This is a genomic window from Kitasatospora sp. NPDC034023, from assembly GCF_055575795.1.
Genome location: NZ_JBVIRY010000016.1, coordinates 121,473 through 140,312, shown reverse-complemented (window position 1 = coordinate 140,312; position 18,840 = coordinate 121,473). Strand labels below are relative to the sequence as shown.

At 73.6% G+C, this 18,840-nt stretch carries 13 protein-coding genes; 8 read left to right on the top strand and 5 right to left on the bottom strand.

Features of this window, described 5'->3' with window-relative positions:
* Positions 1-101: 101 nt before the first annotated feature.
* From ACZ52R_RS21925 to ACZ52R_RS21905, 5 genes are all read left to right on the top strand, one after another.
* Positions 102-2,360, top strand: a complete 2,259-nt coding sequence (locus ACZ52R_RS21925) for an MMPL family transporter (protein ID WP_465618783.1) — start codon at positions 102-104, stop codon at positions 2,358-2,360.
* 120 nt (positions 2,361-2,480) lie between these two features.
* Entirely contained in the window at positions 2,481-3,374 is an 894-nt protein-coding gene (locus ACZ52R_RS21920; RefSeq protein ID WP_465618490.1) for a phosphotransferase enzyme family protein, read from the top strand.
* A gap of 204 nt (positions 3,375-3,578) precedes the next feature.
* On the top strand, positions 3,579-4,643 hold the full coding sequence (locus ACZ52R_RS21915; RefSeq protein ID WP_465663864.1) for a polysaccharide deacetylase family protein: 1,065 nt from the start codon (positions 3,579-3,581) through the stop codon (positions 4,641-4,643).
* 26 nt (positions 4,644-4,669) lie between these two features.
* Positions 4,670-5,635: a hypothetical protein gene (locus ACZ52R_RS21910; protein WP_465663865.1), complete on the top strand. Its 966-nt coding sequence runs from the start codon at positions 4,670-4,672 to the stop codon at positions 5,633-5,635.
* Between the two features lie 198 nt (positions 5,636-5,833).
* Positions 5,834-7,129: a S1 RNA-binding domain-containing protein gene (locus ACZ52R_RS21905; protein ID WP_465753928.1), complete on the top strand. Its 1,296-nt coding sequence runs from the start codon at positions 5,834-5,836 to the stop codon at positions 7,127-7,129.
* On the opposite strand, the gene ACZ52R_RS21900 is transcribed toward ACZ52R_RS21905, so the two are convergent.
* The 4 genes from ACZ52R_RS21900 to ACZ52R_RS21885 form a co-directional block, all read right to left on the bottom strand.
* On the bottom strand, positions 7,110-7,823 hold the full coding sequence (locus ACZ52R_RS21900) for an exonuclease domain-containing protein (RefSeq protein WP_465618781.1): 714 nt from the start codon (positions 7,821-7,823) through the stop codon (positions 7,110-7,112). The genes ACZ52R_RS21905 and ACZ52R_RS21900 overlap by 20 nt on opposite strands.
* Positions 7,823-7,996, bottom strand: coding sequence for a hypothetical protein (locus tag ACZ52R_RS21895; protein WP_396287925.1), 174 nt, complete (start codon positions 7,994-7,996; stop codon positions 7,823-7,825). Before ACZ52R_RS21895 ends, ACZ52R_RS21900 begins: the two co-directional genes overlap by 1 nt.
* A gap of 311 nt (positions 7,997-8,307) precedes the next feature.
* Positions 8,308-9,240: a GNAT family N-acetyltransferase gene (locus ACZ52R_RS21890; protein ID WP_465618480.1), complete on the bottom strand. Its 933-nt coding sequence runs from the start codon at positions 9,238-9,240 to the stop codon at positions 8,308-8,310.
* 74 nt (positions 9,241-9,314) lie between these two features.
* The gene (locus tag ACZ52R_RS21885) at positions 9,315-10,589 is read right to left on the bottom strand and encodes an SAV2148 family HEPN domain-containing protein (RefSeq protein ID WP_465753927.1); all 1,275 of its coding nucleotides are present in this window, start codon (positions 10,587-10,589) and stop codon (positions 9,315-9,317) included.
* A gap of 418 nt (positions 10,590-11,007) precedes the next feature.
* Between ACZ52R_RS21885 and glgX the strand changes: the two genes are divergently transcribed.
* The 3 genes from glgX to treZ all read left to right on the top strand — a co-directional run bounded on the left by glgX (position 11,008) and on the right by treZ (position 17,821).
* Positions 11,008-13,248, top strand: a complete 2,241-nt coding sequence (gene glgX, locus ACZ52R_RS21880) for a glycogen debranching protein GlgX (RefSeq protein ID WP_465663867.1) — start codon at positions 11,008-11,010, stop codon at positions 13,246-13,248.
* 152 nt (positions 13,249-13,400) lie between these two features.
* Complete coding sequence (gene treY / locus ACZ52R_RS21875) at positions 13,401-15,926, top strand: malto-oligosyltrehalose synthase (RefSeq protein ID WP_465663868.1); 2,526 nt, start codon at positions 13,401-13,403, stop codon at positions 15,924-15,926.
* Complete coding sequence (gene treZ / locus ACZ52R_RS21870; RefSeq protein WP_465663869.1) at positions 15,926-17,821, top strand: malto-oligosyltrehalose trehalohydrolase; 1,896 nt, start codon at positions 15,926-15,928, stop codon at positions 17,819-17,821. Before treY ends, treZ begins: the two co-directional genes overlap by 1 nt.
* Positions 17,822-17,861: 40 nt before the next feature.
* On the opposite strand, the gene ACZ52R_RS21865 is transcribed toward treZ, so the two are convergent.
* Positions 17,862-18,755 carry a transketolase family protein gene (locus ACZ52R_RS21865; protein ID WP_465663870.1) on the bottom strand — a complete coding sequence of 298 codons (894 nt, stop codon included), beginning with the start codon at positions 18,753-18,755 and terminating at the stop codon, positions 17,862-17,864.
* Between the last annotated feature and the right edge of the window lie 85 nt (positions 18,756-18,840).

The window sequence follows — 18,840 nt, the reverse complement described above, 5'->3', positions numbered from 1 at the left end:
CCACCGCTCCCGTCCGGCGACGACCGCTCTCCCAGGGGGGACCTCCCGTGAAGCCCGTACAGACCGGACCCGTGCAGGCCCGACTAGGCCTGGCCGCCGCCATGGGCGTCTGGAGCGCCCGGCACCGCAAGACCGCCGTCTTCGGCTGGCTGCTCTTCGTCGTGCTGGCCGCCGTGCTCGGCGGCATGCACGGCAGCACCAAGGTGACCGACGCCGAGTCGATGCCCGGGCAGGTCGCCCGGGCCGCGAGGATCCTCGACGAGGCCGGACTGACCAGCCCGGCGAGCGAGACCGTCCTGGTCCAGAGCGCCACCCGCAGCGCCGACGACCCCGACTTCCGCACGGCCGTCGGCCAGGTGGTCACCGCCGTCGACGGCACCGGCAAGGCCGCCGGGATCCGCTCGCCGTACGACACCAAGGCCGTCTCCCAGGACGGCCACTCCGCGCTCGTCCTGGTCACGCTCAAGGGCGACCGGGACACGGCCGTCGCCGAGGTGCAGTCCGTGATGGACGCGGTGGCCGGCGTGCAGAAGCAGAACCCCGGCCTGACCGTGGTCGAGCTCGGCGACGCCAGCTCCGGTAAGTGGATCCAGGACCAGTTCACGAACGACTTCGCCCGCGCCGAGTGGACCGCCGTGCCGCTCGCCCTCGGCATCCTGCTGATCGCCTTCGGCGCGCTGGTCGCCGCCGTGCTGCCGGTGGTGCTCGCCCTGACCGCCTTCGTCGCGGCCGCCGGACTGGTCGCGCTCGGCAGCGGCCTGCTGCACACCAGCGACGACGCCAGCTCGGTGATGCTGCTGGTCGGCCTCGCCGTCGGCGTCGACTACTGCCTCTTCTACCTGCGCCGCGAACGCGAGGAACGGGCCGCCGGACGCGACGCGCACACCGCGCTGACCGTGGCCGCCGCCACCAGCGGCCGGGCGGTGCTGGTCTCCGGCGTCACCGTGGTGGTCGCCATGGCCGGCATGTTCCTCACCGGGATCGGCGACTTCCGGGCGATGGCCTTCGCCACCATCCTCGTCGTGGTCACCGCCGTGCTCGGCTCGCTCACCGTGCTGCCCGCGCTGCTGTCGATGCTCGGCGACCGGGTCGACAGGGGCCGGGTGCCCTTCCTCTCCCGGCTCCGCCGCCCGAACGCCGCCGGGAGCCCCGCCGGGAGCCCCGCGACCGGCGGACGGTTCTGGAACGCGGTGCTCACCCCGGTGCTCAACCGCCCGCTGGCCTCCACCCTGCTCGCCGGTGCCTTCCTGCTCGCCCTGGCCGCGCCGCTGCTCACCATGCACACCGCCAACCTGACCTTCCAGCAGCAACTGCCCCGCGGCAACGAGCTGGTCGCCGCCTCACAGAAGATCGAGGCCGCCTTCCCCGGCAGCCCGGCCCCCGCCACCGTCGTCATCAAGGCAACGGACATCGGCTCCCCCGCGATGACCGCCGCGATCGCCGACCTCAAGGCCAAGGCGCTGGCCAGCGGACGGATGCACGGCCCGATCGAGGTCGCCGTGCACGCCGACCGGAACGTCGCCACCGTCGACATCCCGCTCGACGGCACCGGCAACGACGCCACCAGCAACGACGCGCTGAAGACCCTGCGCGAGGACCTGGTGCCCTCGACCGTCCTCAAGGTGCCGGGCACCGAGGCCCCGGTCACCGGAAGCACCGCCGGCTCGTACGACTTCAACGCCACGATGACCGGCTCGATGCCACTGGTCTTCGGCTTCGTGGTCGCCTTCGCCTTCCTGCTGATGCTCACCTCCTTCCGCTCGCTCGCCGTGGCCGGCACCGCCGTGGTGCTCAACCTGCTCTCGGTGGGCGCCGCGTACGGGGTGCTGACACTGGTCTTCCAGCACGGCGTGGGCGCCTCGCTGCTGGGCACCGCCGGCGTCGGCGCGGTGGAGTCCTGGGTGCCGCTGTTCCTCTTCGTCATCCTCTTCGGGCTCTCGATGGACTACCACGTCTTCGTGGTCTCCCGGATCAAGGAGGGCCACGACCGCGGCCTGCCGACCCGGGCCGCGATCGCCCACGGCATCCGCTCCACGGCCGGGGTGGTCACCAGCGCCGCGGTGATCATGGTGGCGGTGTTCGCGGTCTTCGGCACCCTGTCCATGCAGGCGATGAAGCAGATGGGCGTGGGCCTGGCGGTCGCGGTGCTGATCGACGCGACGGTGATCCGCGCGGTGCTGCTCCCCTCCGTGATGAGCCTGCTCGGCGACCGCAACTGGTACCTGCCGCGCTGGCTGAACTGGCTGCCGGACCTCTCGCACCGCGAGTCCGTCCCACCGCTCGGCACCGCGACCGCCCTGCACGGGCAGCCCGCCGCCCCCGCCGAGGGCACCGCCCGGCACCGGCGGGTCGAGGTCTGAGCCGCCACCGGTGACGCGCACCACGCCGGGCCCCGCCACGCGCGGGGCCCGGCGCCCGTGCGTCATGATGATCACCGTCCGGGGTCCCCCGGGTGAACCCCGCCGGAACGGAGCCCCCTCATGATCCCCTTCGACGAGGGCCGCGCCCGGCTGCTGCTCGCCCACGCCTGCGAATCCGCCGACCTGCCCGGCTCCGGCGACGCCCGGCTGCTCGCACTCGGCGAGAACGCCGTCTTCGACCTCGGCGACCCGGCCGTGGTCGCCAAGGTCGGCCGCGGCCCCGAGCTGTACGACCGGGCGCACCGCGAACTGACCGTCGCACACTGGCTGGCCGGACAGGGCGTCCCGGTGGTGCGCCCGTTCGACGCGGTCGCACCCGAACCGCAGCTCGCCGACGGGCACCCGGTCACCTTCTGGCACCGGCTCGCGCCCGCCGTCCGCCCCGCCCGCCCGGTCGACCTCGCCCCGCTGCTGCGCACCCTGCACCGGCTGCCGGTGCCGCCCGTCCCGCTCGGCCGACGCGACCTGCTCGCCCCGGTGGAGCGCTGGCTGGCCTCCGCCGAGGGCCACGTCGCCCCGGCGGACGTCGCCTTCCTGCGCCACCGCAGGGACGCCTTCGAAGCCGCCCTGCCCGACCTCGCCCCGCGGCTGCACCCCGGGGTGATCCACGGCGACGCGCTGCCGCGCAACGTCCACGTCGGCCCGGACGGGCCGGTCCTGCTCGACCTCGAGTTCGTCGCCAACGACCTGCGGGAGCACGACCTGGTGGTCCTCGCACTCGCCCACGACCGCTACAGCGTGCCCGACGAGGAGTACCGCGCGTTCACCGAGGCGTACGGCTGGGACGTGCGCGACTGGCCCGGCTTCACCGTGCTGCGCGGCGCCCGGGAGACCGCCAGCGCCTCCTGGGTGGCGCAGCAGGCGGCGAGCAACCCGGCCGCGCTCGCGGAGTTCCGGCGGCGCGTCGACTCGCTGCGGAGCGGGGCCACCGAGGTGCGCTGGTACCCGTTCTGACGGCGGCCCGACGGGCCTCGACCGGCTGGGGTGAGGAGCCCGGTACCCCGATCGGCGGGCGGACGCCAACCGGTACGGGTGTGAGAAGGCTCTTAGAGCGCCGCGGTCCGGCGTGCAACCGGGCCACGTACGCTCGGCGTCCTATCGGACAGTCATCCTGACCCGAGAGATCGGCACCGCACTCGCACCTCAGGAGCCGCCGCCATGCACCGGAACGCCCACCGGACCACCCTCCGCCCCTCCGCCCCGACCCACCCGTCCCGCTCCCGGCGCCGGCTGATCGCGGGCTGCGTCGCGGTGGCCGCCGTCCTGGGACTGACCGCGTGCGGAACCGCCAGCGGGGCGCTGCAGCCACCGGGCGCCACGGCCCAGACCGGCACACAGCCGCCGATGGCCGCCCAGCCGAACGGGACGGCGGCGACCACCATCGCACCGACGCCCGGCTCCGACGGAATGCCGCCGGTCGCCGGCTCCTCCGGGTCCACCGGGTCCACCGGCTCCTCCGCGCCGTCCGCTCCGGCCGCGTCGTCCGCTCCGGCGAAGCCGCGCACGCCCAAGCCGGCGGACCCCTCCTCCCCCGCAGCACCGGCCACACCCGCAGCACCGGCCACACCCGCCGCGGCCTCCTCGCCCGCCGCGCCGCCGACCACCCCGCCCGAGCACCCCGGGGCGGGCACCGTGATCGGCTCCACCGCCTCCGGCGGCCGCACCGTCGCGCTCACCTTCGACGACGGCCCCGGCCCCGCGACCGGCCAGATCCTCGACCTGCTCGCCCAGTACCACGCCAAGGCCACCTTCTGCGAGATCGGCCAGAACGCCGCCGCCAACCCGGCCACGGTCAAGCGCGTCCTGACCGCCGGGCACCGGCTCTGCGACCACAGCATCCACCACCCGCAGCCCTTCGCCAAGCTCCCGCACGACAAAGCCGTGTACGAGATCACCGCGGCCCGGGACATGATCGTCCAGGCCGGCGGCCCGGGCACCCAGGTCGACTGGTTCCGCGCCCCGGGCGGCGGCTTCAACGCCGACAACGAGCAGATCACCGCGAGCCTGGGAATGGGCTCGCTCGGCTGGACCGTCGACCCGCGCGACTGGTCCCGCCCCGGCGTGCCCGCCATCGTCTCCACCGTGCAGAAGCAGCTCAAGCCCGGCGGCGTGATCCTCATGCACGACGGCGGCGGCGATCGCAGCCAGACGGTGGCCGCACTCAAGCAGCTGCTGCCCTGGCTGGTCGCCCAGGGGTACACCTTCGACTTCCCTGCGGCCTGACGGACCGTACCCCTAGGGTGTGCGGCGTGACCGACACCCGCCCGACCCCCGCCGAACTCGTCGCCGCCGTACCGGGACTGGCCCCGTACCTGCGGCCCGCCACCCTGCTCCACCCGTACGCCGCGACGCCCGACCCGCAGGCGAGCCGGATCGGCGGCCCCGCGCTCTGGCCGGCCGACGAACCCTGGCCGCACTGCACCGCCGGGCACCTGGAGGACGAGTACCAGGACGTCTCCGCCGCCGACCGCGCGATCTGGGAGGACATCGACCGCGCGGTGCGCGAGCGCACCCGGGCCGGCGGCCCCGCGCACGTCTTCACCTCGGCCGAAGCCGCCGAGCAGCGCCGGATCATGGGCGACGGCCGCTCCCTCGACCTGGTCAACTGGCGCACCCACCGCATGGTCCCCGAGCGGCCGGCCGCCGGAACGGCCATGGTGCCGCTCGTCCACCTCCGGGCCGAGGACGCCCCGCACCTGCCCTGGCCGGACGGCACCGACCGGCTCCAGGTGATCTGGTGCCCCAACGACCACGACGACCTCCCGAACACGCGCTACTACTACGGCCCGAACGTCGAACTCCACTGGCAGCGCGCCGCCGACCTCGCCCCGGCCATACCCCCGGCACCCCGGCGCAGCGACAAGACGTACCTACCGACCCCGTGCGCGCTGCGCCCCGAGCAGGTCCGGGACCTGCCCGACCAGGACGAGCTGCCCAGCGAACTCCACGACGCCGCCGAGGAGTTCGCGCAGCGGCACGGCATCGAGTACCACCGCTTCCTGTCCTGCGCGGAGGGCTGGAAGGTCGGCGGCTGGCCGTCCTGGCACTCCACCGACCTGGTCCCGATCGACTGCGGCTGCGGCGCGCGGATGGTCCACCTGCTCACCGTGGACAGCGGCTTGGCCCCGGACGTGTCCGTCGGACGGTTCGGAGAACTGCACGTCTTCATCTGCCCGACGGACCTCACGCACCCGGTGGGCCTGGACCTGCAGTAGGGCCGTCAGGCCGGGCCGGGTCCGGGGGCGGCTCCCGGCAGCGGCGACTGCGGCGGCGATGCGGCTCGGTATCCCGCTTGCAGAAGGTGATCGCGATGACCATCCTCGAGGCAGCGATGCGCCGGCCCATCCCGCCCTACGCTCCCGATCACGAGATCGGCCGCTGAGCCAGCATCGTCAACGACCACGGGGAGCCACGTGCCGCCTTTCGTCCACCAGATCACCAAGTACGACCCTGCCGACCGCGACGAGCACGGCAGCTACACCGGCACCGAGGACTCGACCAGCGACCACGGACCGGTCGAGGCCGCCTATCTGCAAGCGATTGCCGCCTTCGCCGAGGACACCGGCATCGACCGACTGGCCATTCGTGAGCCGGAGATCTCCGGCCTTGCCCACTTCGGCCTGGAGCCGGCGGTCGACGGCCATGGTCTCGCCGGGCTCTTCCCGCCCGACCTCAGCGGGTTCCACGACGGTGCCGAGGTGCCCGTCTCCCTCGGCCTGGAGCTGGTCAGGGCCATGCTCCGCGACAACGGCGCCTGGTGCCGTCTGGAGGTGGAGGACAGGTTCGTCGTGCACGTCGGTTGGGACCAGTACGTCTACGTCAGCAGCGACACGTCCTGCGAGCGCGCCGTTGCCCGCACCCGGGCTCTCGGTCTCTTCCCGGAGCGGCTGGAGGCCTCGCCCTATGACGCGGACGTCGACGAGCCCGGCGTGCAACGTCCCGCCGACGAGGACTTCTGGGCCCGTCTCGGCTGGTCCGTCGCCATGCGGCAGGCAGCGGTACTGGAGGAGGGGTACCTCCACAATGCCTCCCGCTGGCACCGCCTCACCGAGGGCACCCTCGATGCGGTACGCGCCCGGCTCACCCCTCGTGCCTGGTTGACCGTCTGGCCGGACCTGTCCACCGATGTCGACGCGGTCCTTGCCGCGCTTCCCGACCGGGGTTCGGTGGAGTTCGTCTGGGAGGACGAGAACGGAGCCATCTCCGGCACGATGGCCGACGAGTCCGAGTACCGGGAACTGGCCGCCCGGGTGGCAGGCGCCCGTGCCGCGATGGCCCTGCCCTTGGCCCTCGACGAACGCCACCCGCTGTTCACCGCGGTCCTGCCCGACAGCGACGGCGTCCTGCGCGCCCGGTGGAGGACCGAGCCGACCCGGAGCGATCGGGACTGGGCCTTTCTGAGGACTCTCCGCCGCGGGCAGATCGTCACCGGCACGGTCATCAAGATCGCCGACTTCGGGGTGACCTTCGTGGACATCGGCGGCTTCACCGCGATGATCAACATTCCCGAGCTGTCCTGGCACCGTTTCGATCACCCCTCCGAGGTCGTCGCCGTCGGCCAGGAGATCTCGGCCCAGATCCTCGACGTCGACCTGGTGCGCGAGCGCGTGCCACTGTCCCTGAAGGCCTTGCAGGAGGACCCGATGTCGCCGTTCGCACGGCAGGTCGGCCGGACGGTGACCGGCGCGGTCACCGACTCCGGGGAATGAGCGGCCAGGCCGGCTCGACGACTGCCGTCGGATCCGCGGTACGCCGCAGATAGGCCTGGAGGGAGACCGACTGCTCAGCCGCCGCACGCACCTGAAGGTCATGCAGATCCGCCAGCGGCATCAGGCCCACGGGCTGGTGCTTCTCACCCATGCGCCGCACCACGCGGGCGGCGGCCACGGCATCGGCCCTCGCGTTGTGCGCGTCATCGAGCGACACCCCGTAGTGCGCACACAACGCGTGGAGGGCCCGCTTGCCCTTCCGGTACTTGTCGATGTGCTTGTCGATCACCAGCGGATCGATGACGGGCGAAGGCACACCACCCAGCCGCGCACTGATCGACTCGACCCCGTGCCGCCGACACTCGCGGTCCAGCAGTGACAGGTCGTAGCGTGCGTTCATCACCACCAGAGGCGTCCCCGTGCGCAGCCCCTCGACGACGACCTGCACGATCTCCTCGATGGCCGAAGCAGCCGGCACCCCGTGCTCGCGGGCGTGTTCCGTCGAGATGCCATGGATCGCCGATGCCTGCTCGGGTATGGCTACCCCGGGATTCAGCAGCCAGGTCCGCTCGGCCGAGACGGCCCCGGCCGAATCCAGGCGCACGACCGCCGCCGTCACGATGCGGTCGGTCTCGACGTCGGTGCCCGTGGTCTCCAGGTCGAAGGCCACCAACGGCCCACTGATCCAGCTCATCACGCGGCCCTCGTTCCGGCGTGGGCTGCCGGCCGGCGCCGTGCCTCGCCATGAGACACCCGAGCGGCCCCGACCGTGTCCACGAGCGCGGCCGTGACGATGCGCTCCACGGCCGGGTCGGTGCCCGTGGTCTCCAGGTCGAAGCCGACCAGTGGCTGCTGCCACCAGCTCATCAGGTGTGTCCTTCCGTCCTACCGCTCGAAACAGCCCCTATCATCACCCGACCCACCGACAACCCGACCCACGGGCCGCCCGCTCCCCCTGCCCGGCGGGCCCGGGCTGCTCCTCGGGCCCGAACGCAGGAGCCACCCATGAGCACTGCCCCGAACCTGCCCGGGTGCCCCCTCACCGGCCGGACGAGTCCCACCCGCTGCGGACGATCGGAGACGCGCCAGCGAGGGCGCCGGGCCGTGGGCATCTCGGATGACTACCGGCCGCCAGCCGTCCGGCCTACGGAGGCCTGAGGCCGGTCGCCGACGAATCGTTACTGCCTCAGGCGGCGGGCCTCGGCGAGGACGTCGGCGTCCAGGTCCTCCCGAGTGCGCGTGCCGTAGTCGAGCATGTCGTACTCGTCGTCGAGGCACGAGAGCGGGTCGGACTCGTCGAGCTGGTGCCCCCAGCGCTGGTGCACGACGCGGGTCAGCTCCCGGGGCGTCAGCTCCCCGTCCAGGCAGCGCGCGGCGAGCGCCCGCAGCGCGGCCTCGTCGGCGGAGCGGCTCCCGTTGGGGTGGAAGTCCAGGCCCTGTTCGGCCAGCGCCGGGGGCAACAGCGCGTCCAGGTCGGTGACGGCGTCGGCGTACTCGCAGGCGGCCAGTTCGCGCAGGGCCGGGCCGTCGAGTCCGACGACCAGGGCCTCGCAGGCCGCGTCGATCACGGTGCGGCCGGTGGCGGCACCGGTGCTCCAGAGGGCTGCCCAGTTCTGGAGCCGGGTGCGCGCCTGCTCCGGGGTGGTCGCGGGGGTGGGTTCGGGGGCCGGGCGGTGCATGTGGACGTCGATCGGGTCCTCGTGGACGACGGTGAAGCCGTGCCGCTCGTACAGCCGCTGGGCGGCGCTGCCTCGCAGGACGACGAGGCGCACCGGCTCTCCGGCGGCGTCGGCCTCGGCGAGGAGCCGGCGCAGCACGGCGGTGCCGAGGCCGCGGCCCTGGAGGTGCGGGGCCAGGTAGAACAGTTCCAGGTGGCGCCCGCCCTGCTCGTCGGGGCGGACGGTGACGGAGCCGGCGAAGGCGCCCTCGACCAGCAGCACGGACGTCCACCTGGTGGAGAAGGAGTCCGCCACCCGCCGGCGGGAGCGGTCCGGGTCCCAGCGGCCGAGGCGTTCCAGGTCGGCGCGCATGACCTGGTCCTTGAGGTCGGTGATGCGTTCGAGGTCGTCGAACGCGGCGGGTTCCAGGGTCCACGCGGGAAGGCTGTTCACGGCCCGCAGTCTGGCAGCCACCGCACCCCGTGGACCAGCGGTTATCTCACGGCGTGGGCCTTGCGGCGTGGGCCTCACGACACGGGCCGGGAGTCCGCCCAGACCCCTTCGAACTCCTCGCGGTAGACCTCCAGCAGTCCCGGCTCGGTGCCGCCGGGCTGCTGGCCGGCGCCGCCGCGCAGTACCAGCGCCGGGGACTCCATGCCGCGGGCGCGGCGCAGGTAGGGCTGGATGACGCCGAGGTCGCGGCCCTGTCGGCGGCCGCCGGCCTGGCCGGTGGTCCGGGGGCCCTCGACCAGGTAGGCGGTGAAGCGCGGGGTCTCGTCGAAGACCCGGATCTCGAAGCCGCCCTGGTCGCGCAGCCGGGCCCGGACCCGCCGTACGTGCATGATGTTCATCTCGATCGAGCGGGACAACTCGTTGCGCCCGAGGCCGAGTTCGCGTTCACGGCGGCGTACCGCGCTGCTCGCCGGGTTGAGGAAGAGCAGCCGGACCCGGCAGCCCTCCCCGGCCAGCCGCACCAGGCGCTTGCCGGTGTAGTTCTGACAGAGCATGCCGAGGCCGATGCCGAGCGCGTCGAGTCGTCGGGCACCGTCCAGGAGGTCCTCCACCGGAAGGTCGCGCTGCAGCCGGACGCGGTCGACGTGCACCGCGACCACGTCCGCGTACCGGCCGGCCACCAGGGACTCCACGACGTCGGCGGGCACCCCGCCCGCGCCGCCGTCCAGGACGGCCAGCAGCCGGGCGGCGGCCCGCTCGGTCTGGGCCAGGACGGTCTGGGTGAGCACCCGGTTGCGGGAGACCACGTGCCGGGCCACTTCCAGCTCGTCCAGGGCGAGTTCGATCTCGCGGCGGTCGGCGAGGTACGGCTCGAAGCAGGGCCAGTGCTGGACCATCAGCTCGCGCAGCTGGGGCAGGGTGAGGAAGACCAGCGGGTCGTCGTCGGCCGGGTCGAGCAGGTAGCCCTTGCGGCGGCTGACCTCGCGCACGGCCCCGGCCCGGTGTGCCCATTCCTCGCCGGCCGGTCCGGCGGCGGCGGTGACCCAGTCCTCGCCGTGGGCGGGGGCGTAGATGGGGTGCAGGACTTCGTCCACCAGGGAGCGCAGCCGCTGTTCGACCAGGTTGAGCCAGACGTAGGCGCGGCCGGACAGCCGCACCCGCTGGTAGGCGTCCTCCCATTCGGCGGCGGACCAGGCCAGTGCGGGTATCTCGACGGGGCCGCTCTGGGCGGGGACCAGCGCGCGGCCGGTCAGGGTGGGGCGCATGACCACCGTGGGCGCCTCGCTGCGGGCCCCGACCCGGTGGGGGCCGTCGGGCCCGGGGCCACGGCCGCCGGCGGGGAACACCATGCGCCACCTCATCTGGTTGCTGCTCGTTCTGCCCCGGGTCCGTCGACTGTCCGCTGACTGTCCGTCGGCAGTGCGCCGGGTCGGCCGGGGCGGCCGGACGATCAAGGGTACTGCCCGCCGCGAGCCGACCGCAGCCGGATGCTCGAGGGCTCCGCCCGCACCACTGGTCCGCACCACCCGCACCACTCTTCACAGGAATGCCCGCCGGACACTCGTTCGGACCAACCCGGGCCGGTTCTCCCGGCCCCCGGGGAAGGGCTCGGGAAGTATGCGGGCTGTGCCGTGCGTCACGGCGCACGAGCACCGCACATGCCCGGCCGCCCGGCCGGGCAGGAGAGCGTCCGAGTCCGGGCAGTCCGTCGGACTTATTGTCGGACCACATGTCAGTTTCCATAGGCAGCAAGGAAGTTGAGGAGTCATGCAGGTCTGGCCTGGTACGCCCTACCCGCTCGGCGCCACCTACGACGGGGCCGGCACCAACTTCGCCGTGTTCTCCGAGAGCGCCGACCGCATCGAGCTGTGCCTGCTCGACGAGGACGGCTCCGAGACCGCCGTCGAACTGCGCGAGACGGACGCCTTCGTCCGGCACGCCTACCTCCCGGGCATCCAGCCCGGCCAGCGCTACGGCTTCCGCGTGCACGGCCCGTACAACCCGGGCCTCGGCCAGCGGCACAACAGCGCCAAGCTGCTCCTGGACCCGTACGCCAAGGCGATGAGCGGGAACATCGACTGGGACGAGTCGGTCTACGGCTACCACTTCGGCGCACCCGAGCGCCGCAACGACCTCGACTCCGCCCCGCACACCATGCACTCGGTGGTGATCAACCCGTACTTCGACTGGGGCACCGACCGCCCGCCGCGCACCGACTACCACCGCACCGTCATCTACGAGGCCCACGTCAAGGGCCTCACCCGGCTGCACCCGGGCATCCCCGAGGAGATCCGCGGCACCTACGCGGGCCTGGCCCACCCGGCGGTGATCGAGCACCTGGCCAAGCTCGGCGTCACCGCGATCGAGCTGATGCCGGTGCACCAGTTCGTCCGCGACCACCGGCTGCGCGACCTCGGCCTGGCCAACTACTGGGGCTACAACACCATCGGCTTCTTCGCCCCGCACTCCTCCTACTCCTCCACCGGCGACCGCGGCCAGCAGGTGCAGGAGTTCAAGTCGATGGTCAAGGCCCTGCACGCGGCCGGGATCGAGGTGATCCTGGACGTCGTCTACAACCACACCGCCGAGGGCAACCACCTCGGCCCGACGCTCTCGCTGCGCGGCCTGGACAACGTCTCCTACTACCGCCTCGCCCAGGACCAGCGCTTCTACGAGGACACCACCGGCACCGGCAACAGCCTGCTGATGCGCAGCCCGCACGTGCTCCAGCTGATCATGGACTCGCTGCGCTACTGGGTCACCGAGATGCACGTGGACGGCTTCAGATTCGACCTCGCCGCCACCCTCGCCCGGCAGTTCCACGAGGTCGACCGGCTCTCCTCGTTCTTCGACCTGGTCCAGCAGGACCCGGTGGTCTCCCAGGCCAAGCTCATCGCCGAGCCCTGGGACCTCGGCGAGGGCGGCTACCAGGTCGGCAACTTCCCGCCGCTGTGGACGGAGTGGAACGGCATGTACCGGGACACCGTGCGCGACCTGTGGCGCGGCGAGAACGCCACCCTCGCCGAGTTCGGCTCCCGGCTCACCGGCTCCTCCGACCTCTACCAGGACGACGGCCGCCGCCCGATCGCCTCCATCAACTTCGTCACCTGCCACGACGGCTTCACCCTGCGCGACCTCGTCTCCTACAACGACAAGCGCAACCAGGCCAACGGCGAGGACAACCGCGACGGCGAATCCTTCAACCGCTCCTGGAACTGCGGCGTCGAGGGCCCCACCACCGACCCGGCCGTCGAGGAACTGCGCGCGCGCCAGCAGCGCAACTTCATCGCCACCCTGATGCTCTCCCAGGGCGTGCCGATGCTCTCCCACGGCGACGAACTCGGCCGCACCCAGCTGGGCAACAACAACACCTACTGCCAGGACAACGAGCTCAGCTGGGTGCACTGGCCCGAGGACGACGGGCCGCAGGCACGGCTGCTGGAGTTCACCCAGGGGATGATCTGGCTGCGCCGCGACCACCCGGTGTTCCGGCGGCGGCGGTTCTTCCACGGGCGGCCGGTGTCGGGGCCGTCGTCGGTGTCCGGGCCGTCGGGGGCCGGGCTGTCAGGGGCCGGGCTGTCAGGGGCCGGGCGGCCGGGCTCCGGACAGTCGGGGTCCGGGCGGCCCGGTGCGGGGGCGCCGGCCTCCGGCGGCTTCGACGACCTCACGGACATCGCCTGGTTCACCCCGACCGGCGAGGAGATGACCAAGCGCAACTGGGGCGCCAGCTACGCCAAGTCGCTGACCGTCTTCCTCAACGGCTACGCGATCTCCGAGCCGGACCGGCGCGGTGGGCGCATCGTCGACGACTCCTTCCTGCTGATGTTCAACGCCCACTTCGAGCCGCTGGAGTTCACCGTGCCCGCCGACCACGGGCAGGAGTGGCAGCTCGTGGTCGACACCGCGCAGGCCCGGCTGCCCGCCCCGGGCACGGGGGCGCGCGTCAAGGCGGGCGACACGCTGTGGCTCATCGACCGCTCACTGATGGTGCTGCAGCGGCCGGCGTAGCGAGACTCCCCGAACGGCGGCGGTCGCCCCTCCGCGACGGTGACGGTGACCGTCCGCGAACGCTGACGGTCACCGTCCGCGAACGGCGGTGGTCACCTGTTCGGGTCAGCAGCGGGTCTTGGCGGCGGGCTCCCCCGGGTACCTATGGAGCTATGACCTCCGCCGCCGAGCCCGCGCAGTCCCGCCCGGCCGCCACCCCTCCCGGCGGCACGCCCACCGCCAGCTACCGCCTCCAGCTCCAGCCCGGCTTCACCCTCCACGACGCCACCGCCGCCGTCCCCTACCTGGCCGCCCTCGGCGTCTCCCACCTGCACCTCTCCCCGCTGCTGGAAGCCGCCCCCGGCTCCAGCCACGGCTACGACACCGTCGACCACACCCGGATCAGCGAGCAGCTCGGCGGCGAGGCCGCGCTGCGCGCACTGGCCGCCGAAGCGCACCGGCACGGACTGCGCCTGATCGCCGACGTGGTGCCCAACCACATGGCCGTGCCCGTCCCGGAGCGGCTCAACCGCCCGCTCTGGCAGGTGCTGCGCGACGGGCCCGACTCGCCGTACGCCCGCTGGTTCGACATCGACTGGACCGCCCAGCCCGGCCCCACCGACGCCCCCGGGCGCGGCCGGGTCCTGCTGCCCCTGCTCGGCGACCGGCTCGGCACCGTCCTGGACCAGCTCACCGTCGACGGCGAGACCCTGCGCTACCACCGGCACGAGCTGCCGCTGCGCCACGGCACCGAGGCCCTGCCGCTGCCCGAGCTGCTCGCCCGCCAGTGGTACCGGCTCGCCTGGTGGCGCCTGGCCCGCACCGAACTCAACTACCGGCGCTTCTTCACCGTCAACGAGCTGATCGCCCTCCGCGTCGAGGACCCCGAGGTGTTCGCCGCCACCCATGCCGTGCTGCTGGGCCTGCACGCCGACGGCGTCCTGGCCGGCTTCCGGATCGACCACCCGGACGGGCTCGCCGACCCGCGCGGCTACCTGCACCGCCTCGCAGCGGCCACCAACCGGGCGGGGGCCACCGGCGGGGCGGCGGGCGCCACCGGCGGGGCGTACGTCGTGGTCGAGAAGATCCTCACCGGCGAGGAGCGGCTGCCCGCGGACTGGCCGGTCGCCGGCACCACCGGCTACGACGCGCTGCGCCGCATCGACGGCGTGCTCACCGACCACGCGGGCGCCTGCCGGCTGGCCGGGGCCTACGAGTCGTTCCTGCGCGACCCCTCCCCGCACGGCGGCCCCGCCCGGGACCTGTGCGAGGACCCGCACCCGGCGATCGCCGCCGCCCGGCGCGGGCGGGCCGACATGACCCGACCGGACGGCGAGCTCGCCGCCGAGGTCGAGCGGCTGGTGCGGATCGCCCTGCGGATCGGCGCCGCCGAGCCCGCGCACGCCGACCACTCACCCTGGCAGCTGCGCGCCTCGCTCGGGCGGCTGCTCACCGGCTACCCCGCCTACCGGCCGTACGCCCGGCCCGGCGAACAGGTGCCCACCGCCTCGGCGCAGCAGCTGCGGGCGGCCCTGGACGGCTCCGCCGACCCCACCGACCGGCTGGTGGCCGCACTGGCGCTCGGCGAGCTGGGGCGCGGCGCTGACCACGACGAGTTCTGCGTGCGCTTCGCCCAGACCGCCGCTGCGGTGGCCGCCAAGGGCGTCGAGGACACCGCCTTCTACCGCTGGAACGCGCTGCCCGGCCTCAACGAGGTCGGCGGCGATCCCGCCCGGCCCGGGCTGCGCCCGGCGGACTTCCACGACTGGTGCCGCCGGCAGGAGCGTGACTGGCCGCACGGCATGACCGTGCTCTCCACCCACGACACCAAGCGCAGCGCCGACGCCCGTGCCCGGCTCGCCGTCCTCGCCGAGCAGCCGGAGGCGTGGGCCGCCGAGGCCGCCGCCTGGTCCACCGCAGCCGGGCTCCCGGCTGTCGGGCCCGGCGCTTCCGGCCTCGACCGCGACGCCGACTGGCTGCTCTGGCACACCCTGGTCGCCGCCTGGCCGATCACCCCGGACCGGCTGGTCGCGGCCCTGCTCAAAGCGGTCCGCGAAGCCAAGCTGCACACCTCCTGGACCGAGCCCGACCCGCGCTACGAGCGGGCGCTGGAGGAGCGGGCCCGCGCCGTCTTCGGCAACCCCGGGCTGCTCCCCCGGATCGAGGGCACGGTGCACGCCCTCGCCCCGTACGCCCGCTCCAACACCCTCGCCGCCGCCCTCCTCCACCTCACCGTGCCGGGCGTGCCCGACCTCTACCAGGGCAGCGAGGAGCCGCTGTACACCCTGGTGGACCCGGACAACCGGGGCGTGGTGGACCTCGGCGCGCTCGCCGTCCGGCTCACCGACTCGGCCACGGCGCGCCCCGGCGACCTCGCCCGCGAGAAGCTGCACCTCACCACCCGCGCACTGCACCTGCGCCGCTCCCGCCCGCTCGGCCCGTACCGGCCGCTGCCCGGCGTGGGCCTCTCCAGCGACCACCTGCTGGCCTTCGCCCGCGGGAACGACGTGGTCACCGCCGTCACCCGGCTGCCGTACGGGCTGGAGCGGGCGGGCGGCTGGCGGGACACCGTGCTGGAGCTGCCACCGGGCGGACCGTGGACGGACGAGCTGACGCTGCGGAGCTTCCCGGCGGGCCCGGTGCCGACCGCCGAGCTGCTGGCGGCCCTGCCGGTGGCGCTGCTGACGAGGAGGGGCTGATGCCGGCCAACGAGGCGCGGGCCGACAAGGCACAGGCCAAGGAGGTGCCGGCCAAGGAGGTTCGGGTCGACGTGGTGCGGGTCGAGGAGGTGCGGGCGTACGAGGTATGGGCGCCCAACGCCGCTTCCCGCGTCCACGTCGAAGTCGACGGCGTGCCGCACGAGTTGGACCGCTGCACCAACCGTGACGGCTGGTGGTCCGGCGAGGCCCCGGCGGGCGACTACGCCTTCCGCCTCGACGGCGGCCCGCCGCTGCCCGACCCCCGTTCGGCGTGGCAGCCGCACGGCCCGGACGGCCCGAGCCGGCCGGTGGACCACGCCGCGTTCCGCTGGTCCCGGACCGGCTGGCGCGGCCGCGCACTGCCCGGAGCGGTGCTGTACGAGCTGCACATCGGCACCTTCACCGCGCGCGGCACCTTCGACGCCGCCGCCGAACACCTGGACCACCTCGTCGAGTTGGGCGTCGACTTCGTCGAGCTGATGCCGGTCTGCCCGTTCCCCGGCAAGCACGGCTGGGGCTACGACGGGGTCTCGCTCTGGGCCGTCCACGAGCCCTACGGCGGCCCCGAGGGGCTCAAGCGCTTCGTCGACACCGCCCACCGCAAGGGCCTCGGTGTGGTGCTGGACGTCGTCCACAACCACCTCGGCCCGTCCGGCAACTACCTGCCGTCCTTCGGGCCGTACTTCACCGACCGGCACCACACCCCGTGGGGCTCCGCGGTGAACCTGGACGCGCCCGGCTCGGACGAAGTCCGCGCGTACCTGATCGGCAGCGCGCTGGCCTGGCTGCGCGACTACCGCATCGACGGCCTGCGGCTGGACGCCGTGCACGCCCTCGCGGACGACCGCGCGGTCCACTTCCTCGAAGAACTCTCGTACGAGGTCCAGAAGTTGGCGGTCGCGACGAACCGCCCGCTGTTCCTGATCGCCGAGTCCGACCTCAACACCCCGCGCACCACCACCCCGCGCGAGGCCGGCGGCCAGGGCCTCGGCGCCCAGTGGAGCGACGACTTCCACCACGCCCTGCACTGCGCGCTCACCGGCGAATCCCAGGGCTACTACGGGGACTTCGCGCGCGAACCGCTCGCCGCCATCGCCAAGACCCTCACCCGGGGCTTCTTCCACGACGGCACCTGGTCCTCCTTCCGCGGCCGCAGCCACGGACGCCCGTTCCCGGCGGGCGAGGGACACCGGCTGCTCGGCTACCTGCAGACCCACGACCAGATCGGCAACCGGGCGCTCGGGGACCGCCTCTCCACCACGCTCTCCCCCGGCCGGCTCGCCTGCGGCGCCGCGCTCGTGCTCACCTCGCCGTTCACCCCCATGCTGTTCATGGGCGAGGAATGGGGCGCCGCCACCCCCTGGCAGTACTTCACCGACCACACCGACCCGGACCTCGCCGAAGCCGTCCGGCAGGGCCGGCGGCGGGAGTTCGCCGAACACGGCTGGGCCGCCGACGCCGTCCCCGACCCGCAGGAGCCCGCCACCGTCCTGCGTTCCGTCCTGGACTGGACCGAGCCCCGGCGCACCCCGCACAACGAACTGCTCATCTGGTACCGGACGTTGATCCGGCTGCGACGCGAACGCCCGGAGCTCGCCGACCCCGACCTCGGCACGGTCCGGGTGGACTTCGACGAGGCGGCGGGCTGGCTGGTGGTACACCGCGGGCCGTACCGGATCGCGGTCAACCTCGGGCCGGCCGAGGCCGCGCTGCCCCTGGGGGCCGCCGGACTCGAGGTGGTCGCGGCCTTCGGCCGAACGGTTCCCGGCGACCCGGCGGCGCCGGACGGCGCGGCGGTGCGGGTCGGGGCGGCGGTGCTGGACGGGGCGGCGGTGCTGGACGGCTCGGCGGTGCGGGTCGGCCCGGACGCGGTGGCCGTGGTCCTGACCGGCTGATCCGCCGGCTGATCCGCGGACTGATCCGACTGGGACCGGCTCACCCCAGGAAGGTGCCGATCCGCTCCCGCAGCGCGGGCGCGTCCAGGCCGTAGGCGGCCAGGTGCTCCGCGATCGAGCCGTAGTGCCGGTGCTCCTCGCGCGGCACGCCGAGGCCCAGCACCCGGTGCGGGCGGTCGGCCAGCGCCTCGTGCGCCTCGTTCGCCGAGGTGCCCGCCAGGTACGGCTCGACCAGCACCACGTCCGCCCGGTCGCCGATCGCCGCACGCAGCCCGGCGGCGTCGAAGGGCCGCACCGTCGCCGCGTACAGCACGGTGACGTCCAGGCCCTCGGTGGCCGCGAGCACCGCGTCCAGCATCGGCCCGACGGCCAGCACCACACCGCGCGAGCCGGTGCGGACGGTGGTGAAGCGGCCCGGCTCGACCGCCACCGGCGCCGCGTTCTGGTGCGCCGAGAGCCGGACGTACACGTTGCGGTCGCCGTCCGCGTAGGCGTGCCGCAGCAGCTGCTCGGCCTCGTCCGGGTGGCCGGGGACGTGGACGGTCCAGTCCGGCAGGGTGTCCAGCAGGGCGACGTCGCCCGGGGACATGTGGGTACGGCCGCCGGCCGGCCAGTCGTAGGAGCCGGCCGCGCTGACCAGGACCGCGCCGACGCCCTGGTGGATCAGGTCCAGCTTGACCTGCTCGAAGGGCCGTTCGATCAGGAAGCTGGCGAAGGTGTGGGCGATCGGACGCATCCCGGTGAGCGCGAGGCCGCCCGCGGCGCCGATCAGCAGCTGCTCCCGGATGCCGACGTTGACCACCCGGTCGGGATGGCGCTCCTGGGCCGGGGTGAAGGCGGCCGCGGTGATGTCGGCGAGCACCACGGCCAGCCGGGGGTCCTCGTCCAGCAGGCGGGTGGTGACGTCGACGAAGCGGTCGCGCATGGTGTCCATCGGTGGGGTTCCCTTCGGGTTCTTGCAGTCTTGGCGTGCGTGCGGCACGTACGTGCCGCACGTGCAGTACGGGGTGGCTGTGGGC

What these genes read in the sequence shown, in the direction of transcription:
- ACZ52R_RS21900 (WP_465618781.1), bottom strand. Translation starts at nt 7,823, where the DNA reads ATGAGCTGGATCAGTGGGCCGTTGGTGGCCTTCGACCTGGAGACCACG.
- ACZ52R_RS21885 (WP_465753927.1), bottom strand. Translation starts at nt 10,589, where the DNA reads ATGGTGTTCCCCGCCGGCGGCCGTGGCCCCGGGCCCGACGGCCCCCAC.
- treY (WP_465663868.1), top strand. Translation starts at nt 13,401, where the DNA reads ATGACCTCCGCCGCCGAGCCCGCGCAGTCCCGCCCGGCCGCCACCCCT.
- ACZ52R_RS21895 (WP_396287925.1), bottom strand. Translation starts at nt 7,996, where the DNA reads ATGAGCTGGTGGCAGCAGCCACTGGTCGGCTTCGACCTGGAGACCACG.
- ACZ52R_RS21925 (WP_465618783.1), top strand. Translation starts at nt 102, where the DNA reads ATGGGCGTCTGGAGCGCCCGGCACCGCAAGACCGCCGTCTTCGGCTGG.
- ACZ52R_RS21920 (WP_465618490.1), top strand. Translation starts at nt 2,481, where the DNA reads ATGATCCCCTTCGACGAGGGCCGCGCCCGGCTGCTGCTCGCCCACGCC.
- ACZ52R_RS21865 (WP_465663870.1), bottom strand. Translation starts at nt 18,755, where the DNA reads ATGGACACCATGCGCGACCGCTTCGTCGACGTCACCACCCGCCTGCTG.
- glgX (WP_465663867.1), top strand. Translation starts at nt 11,008, where the DNA reads ATGCAGGTCTGGCCTGGTACGCCCTACCCGCTCGGCGCCACCTACGAC.
- ACZ52R_RS21915 (WP_465663864.1), top strand. Translation starts at nt 3,579, where the DNA reads ATGCACCGGAACGCCCACCGGACCACCCTCCGCCCCTCCGCCCCGACC.
- treZ (WP_465663869.1), top strand. Translation starts at nt 15,926, where the DNA reads ATGCCGGCCAACGAGGCGCGGGCCGACAAGGCACAGGCCAAGGAGGTG.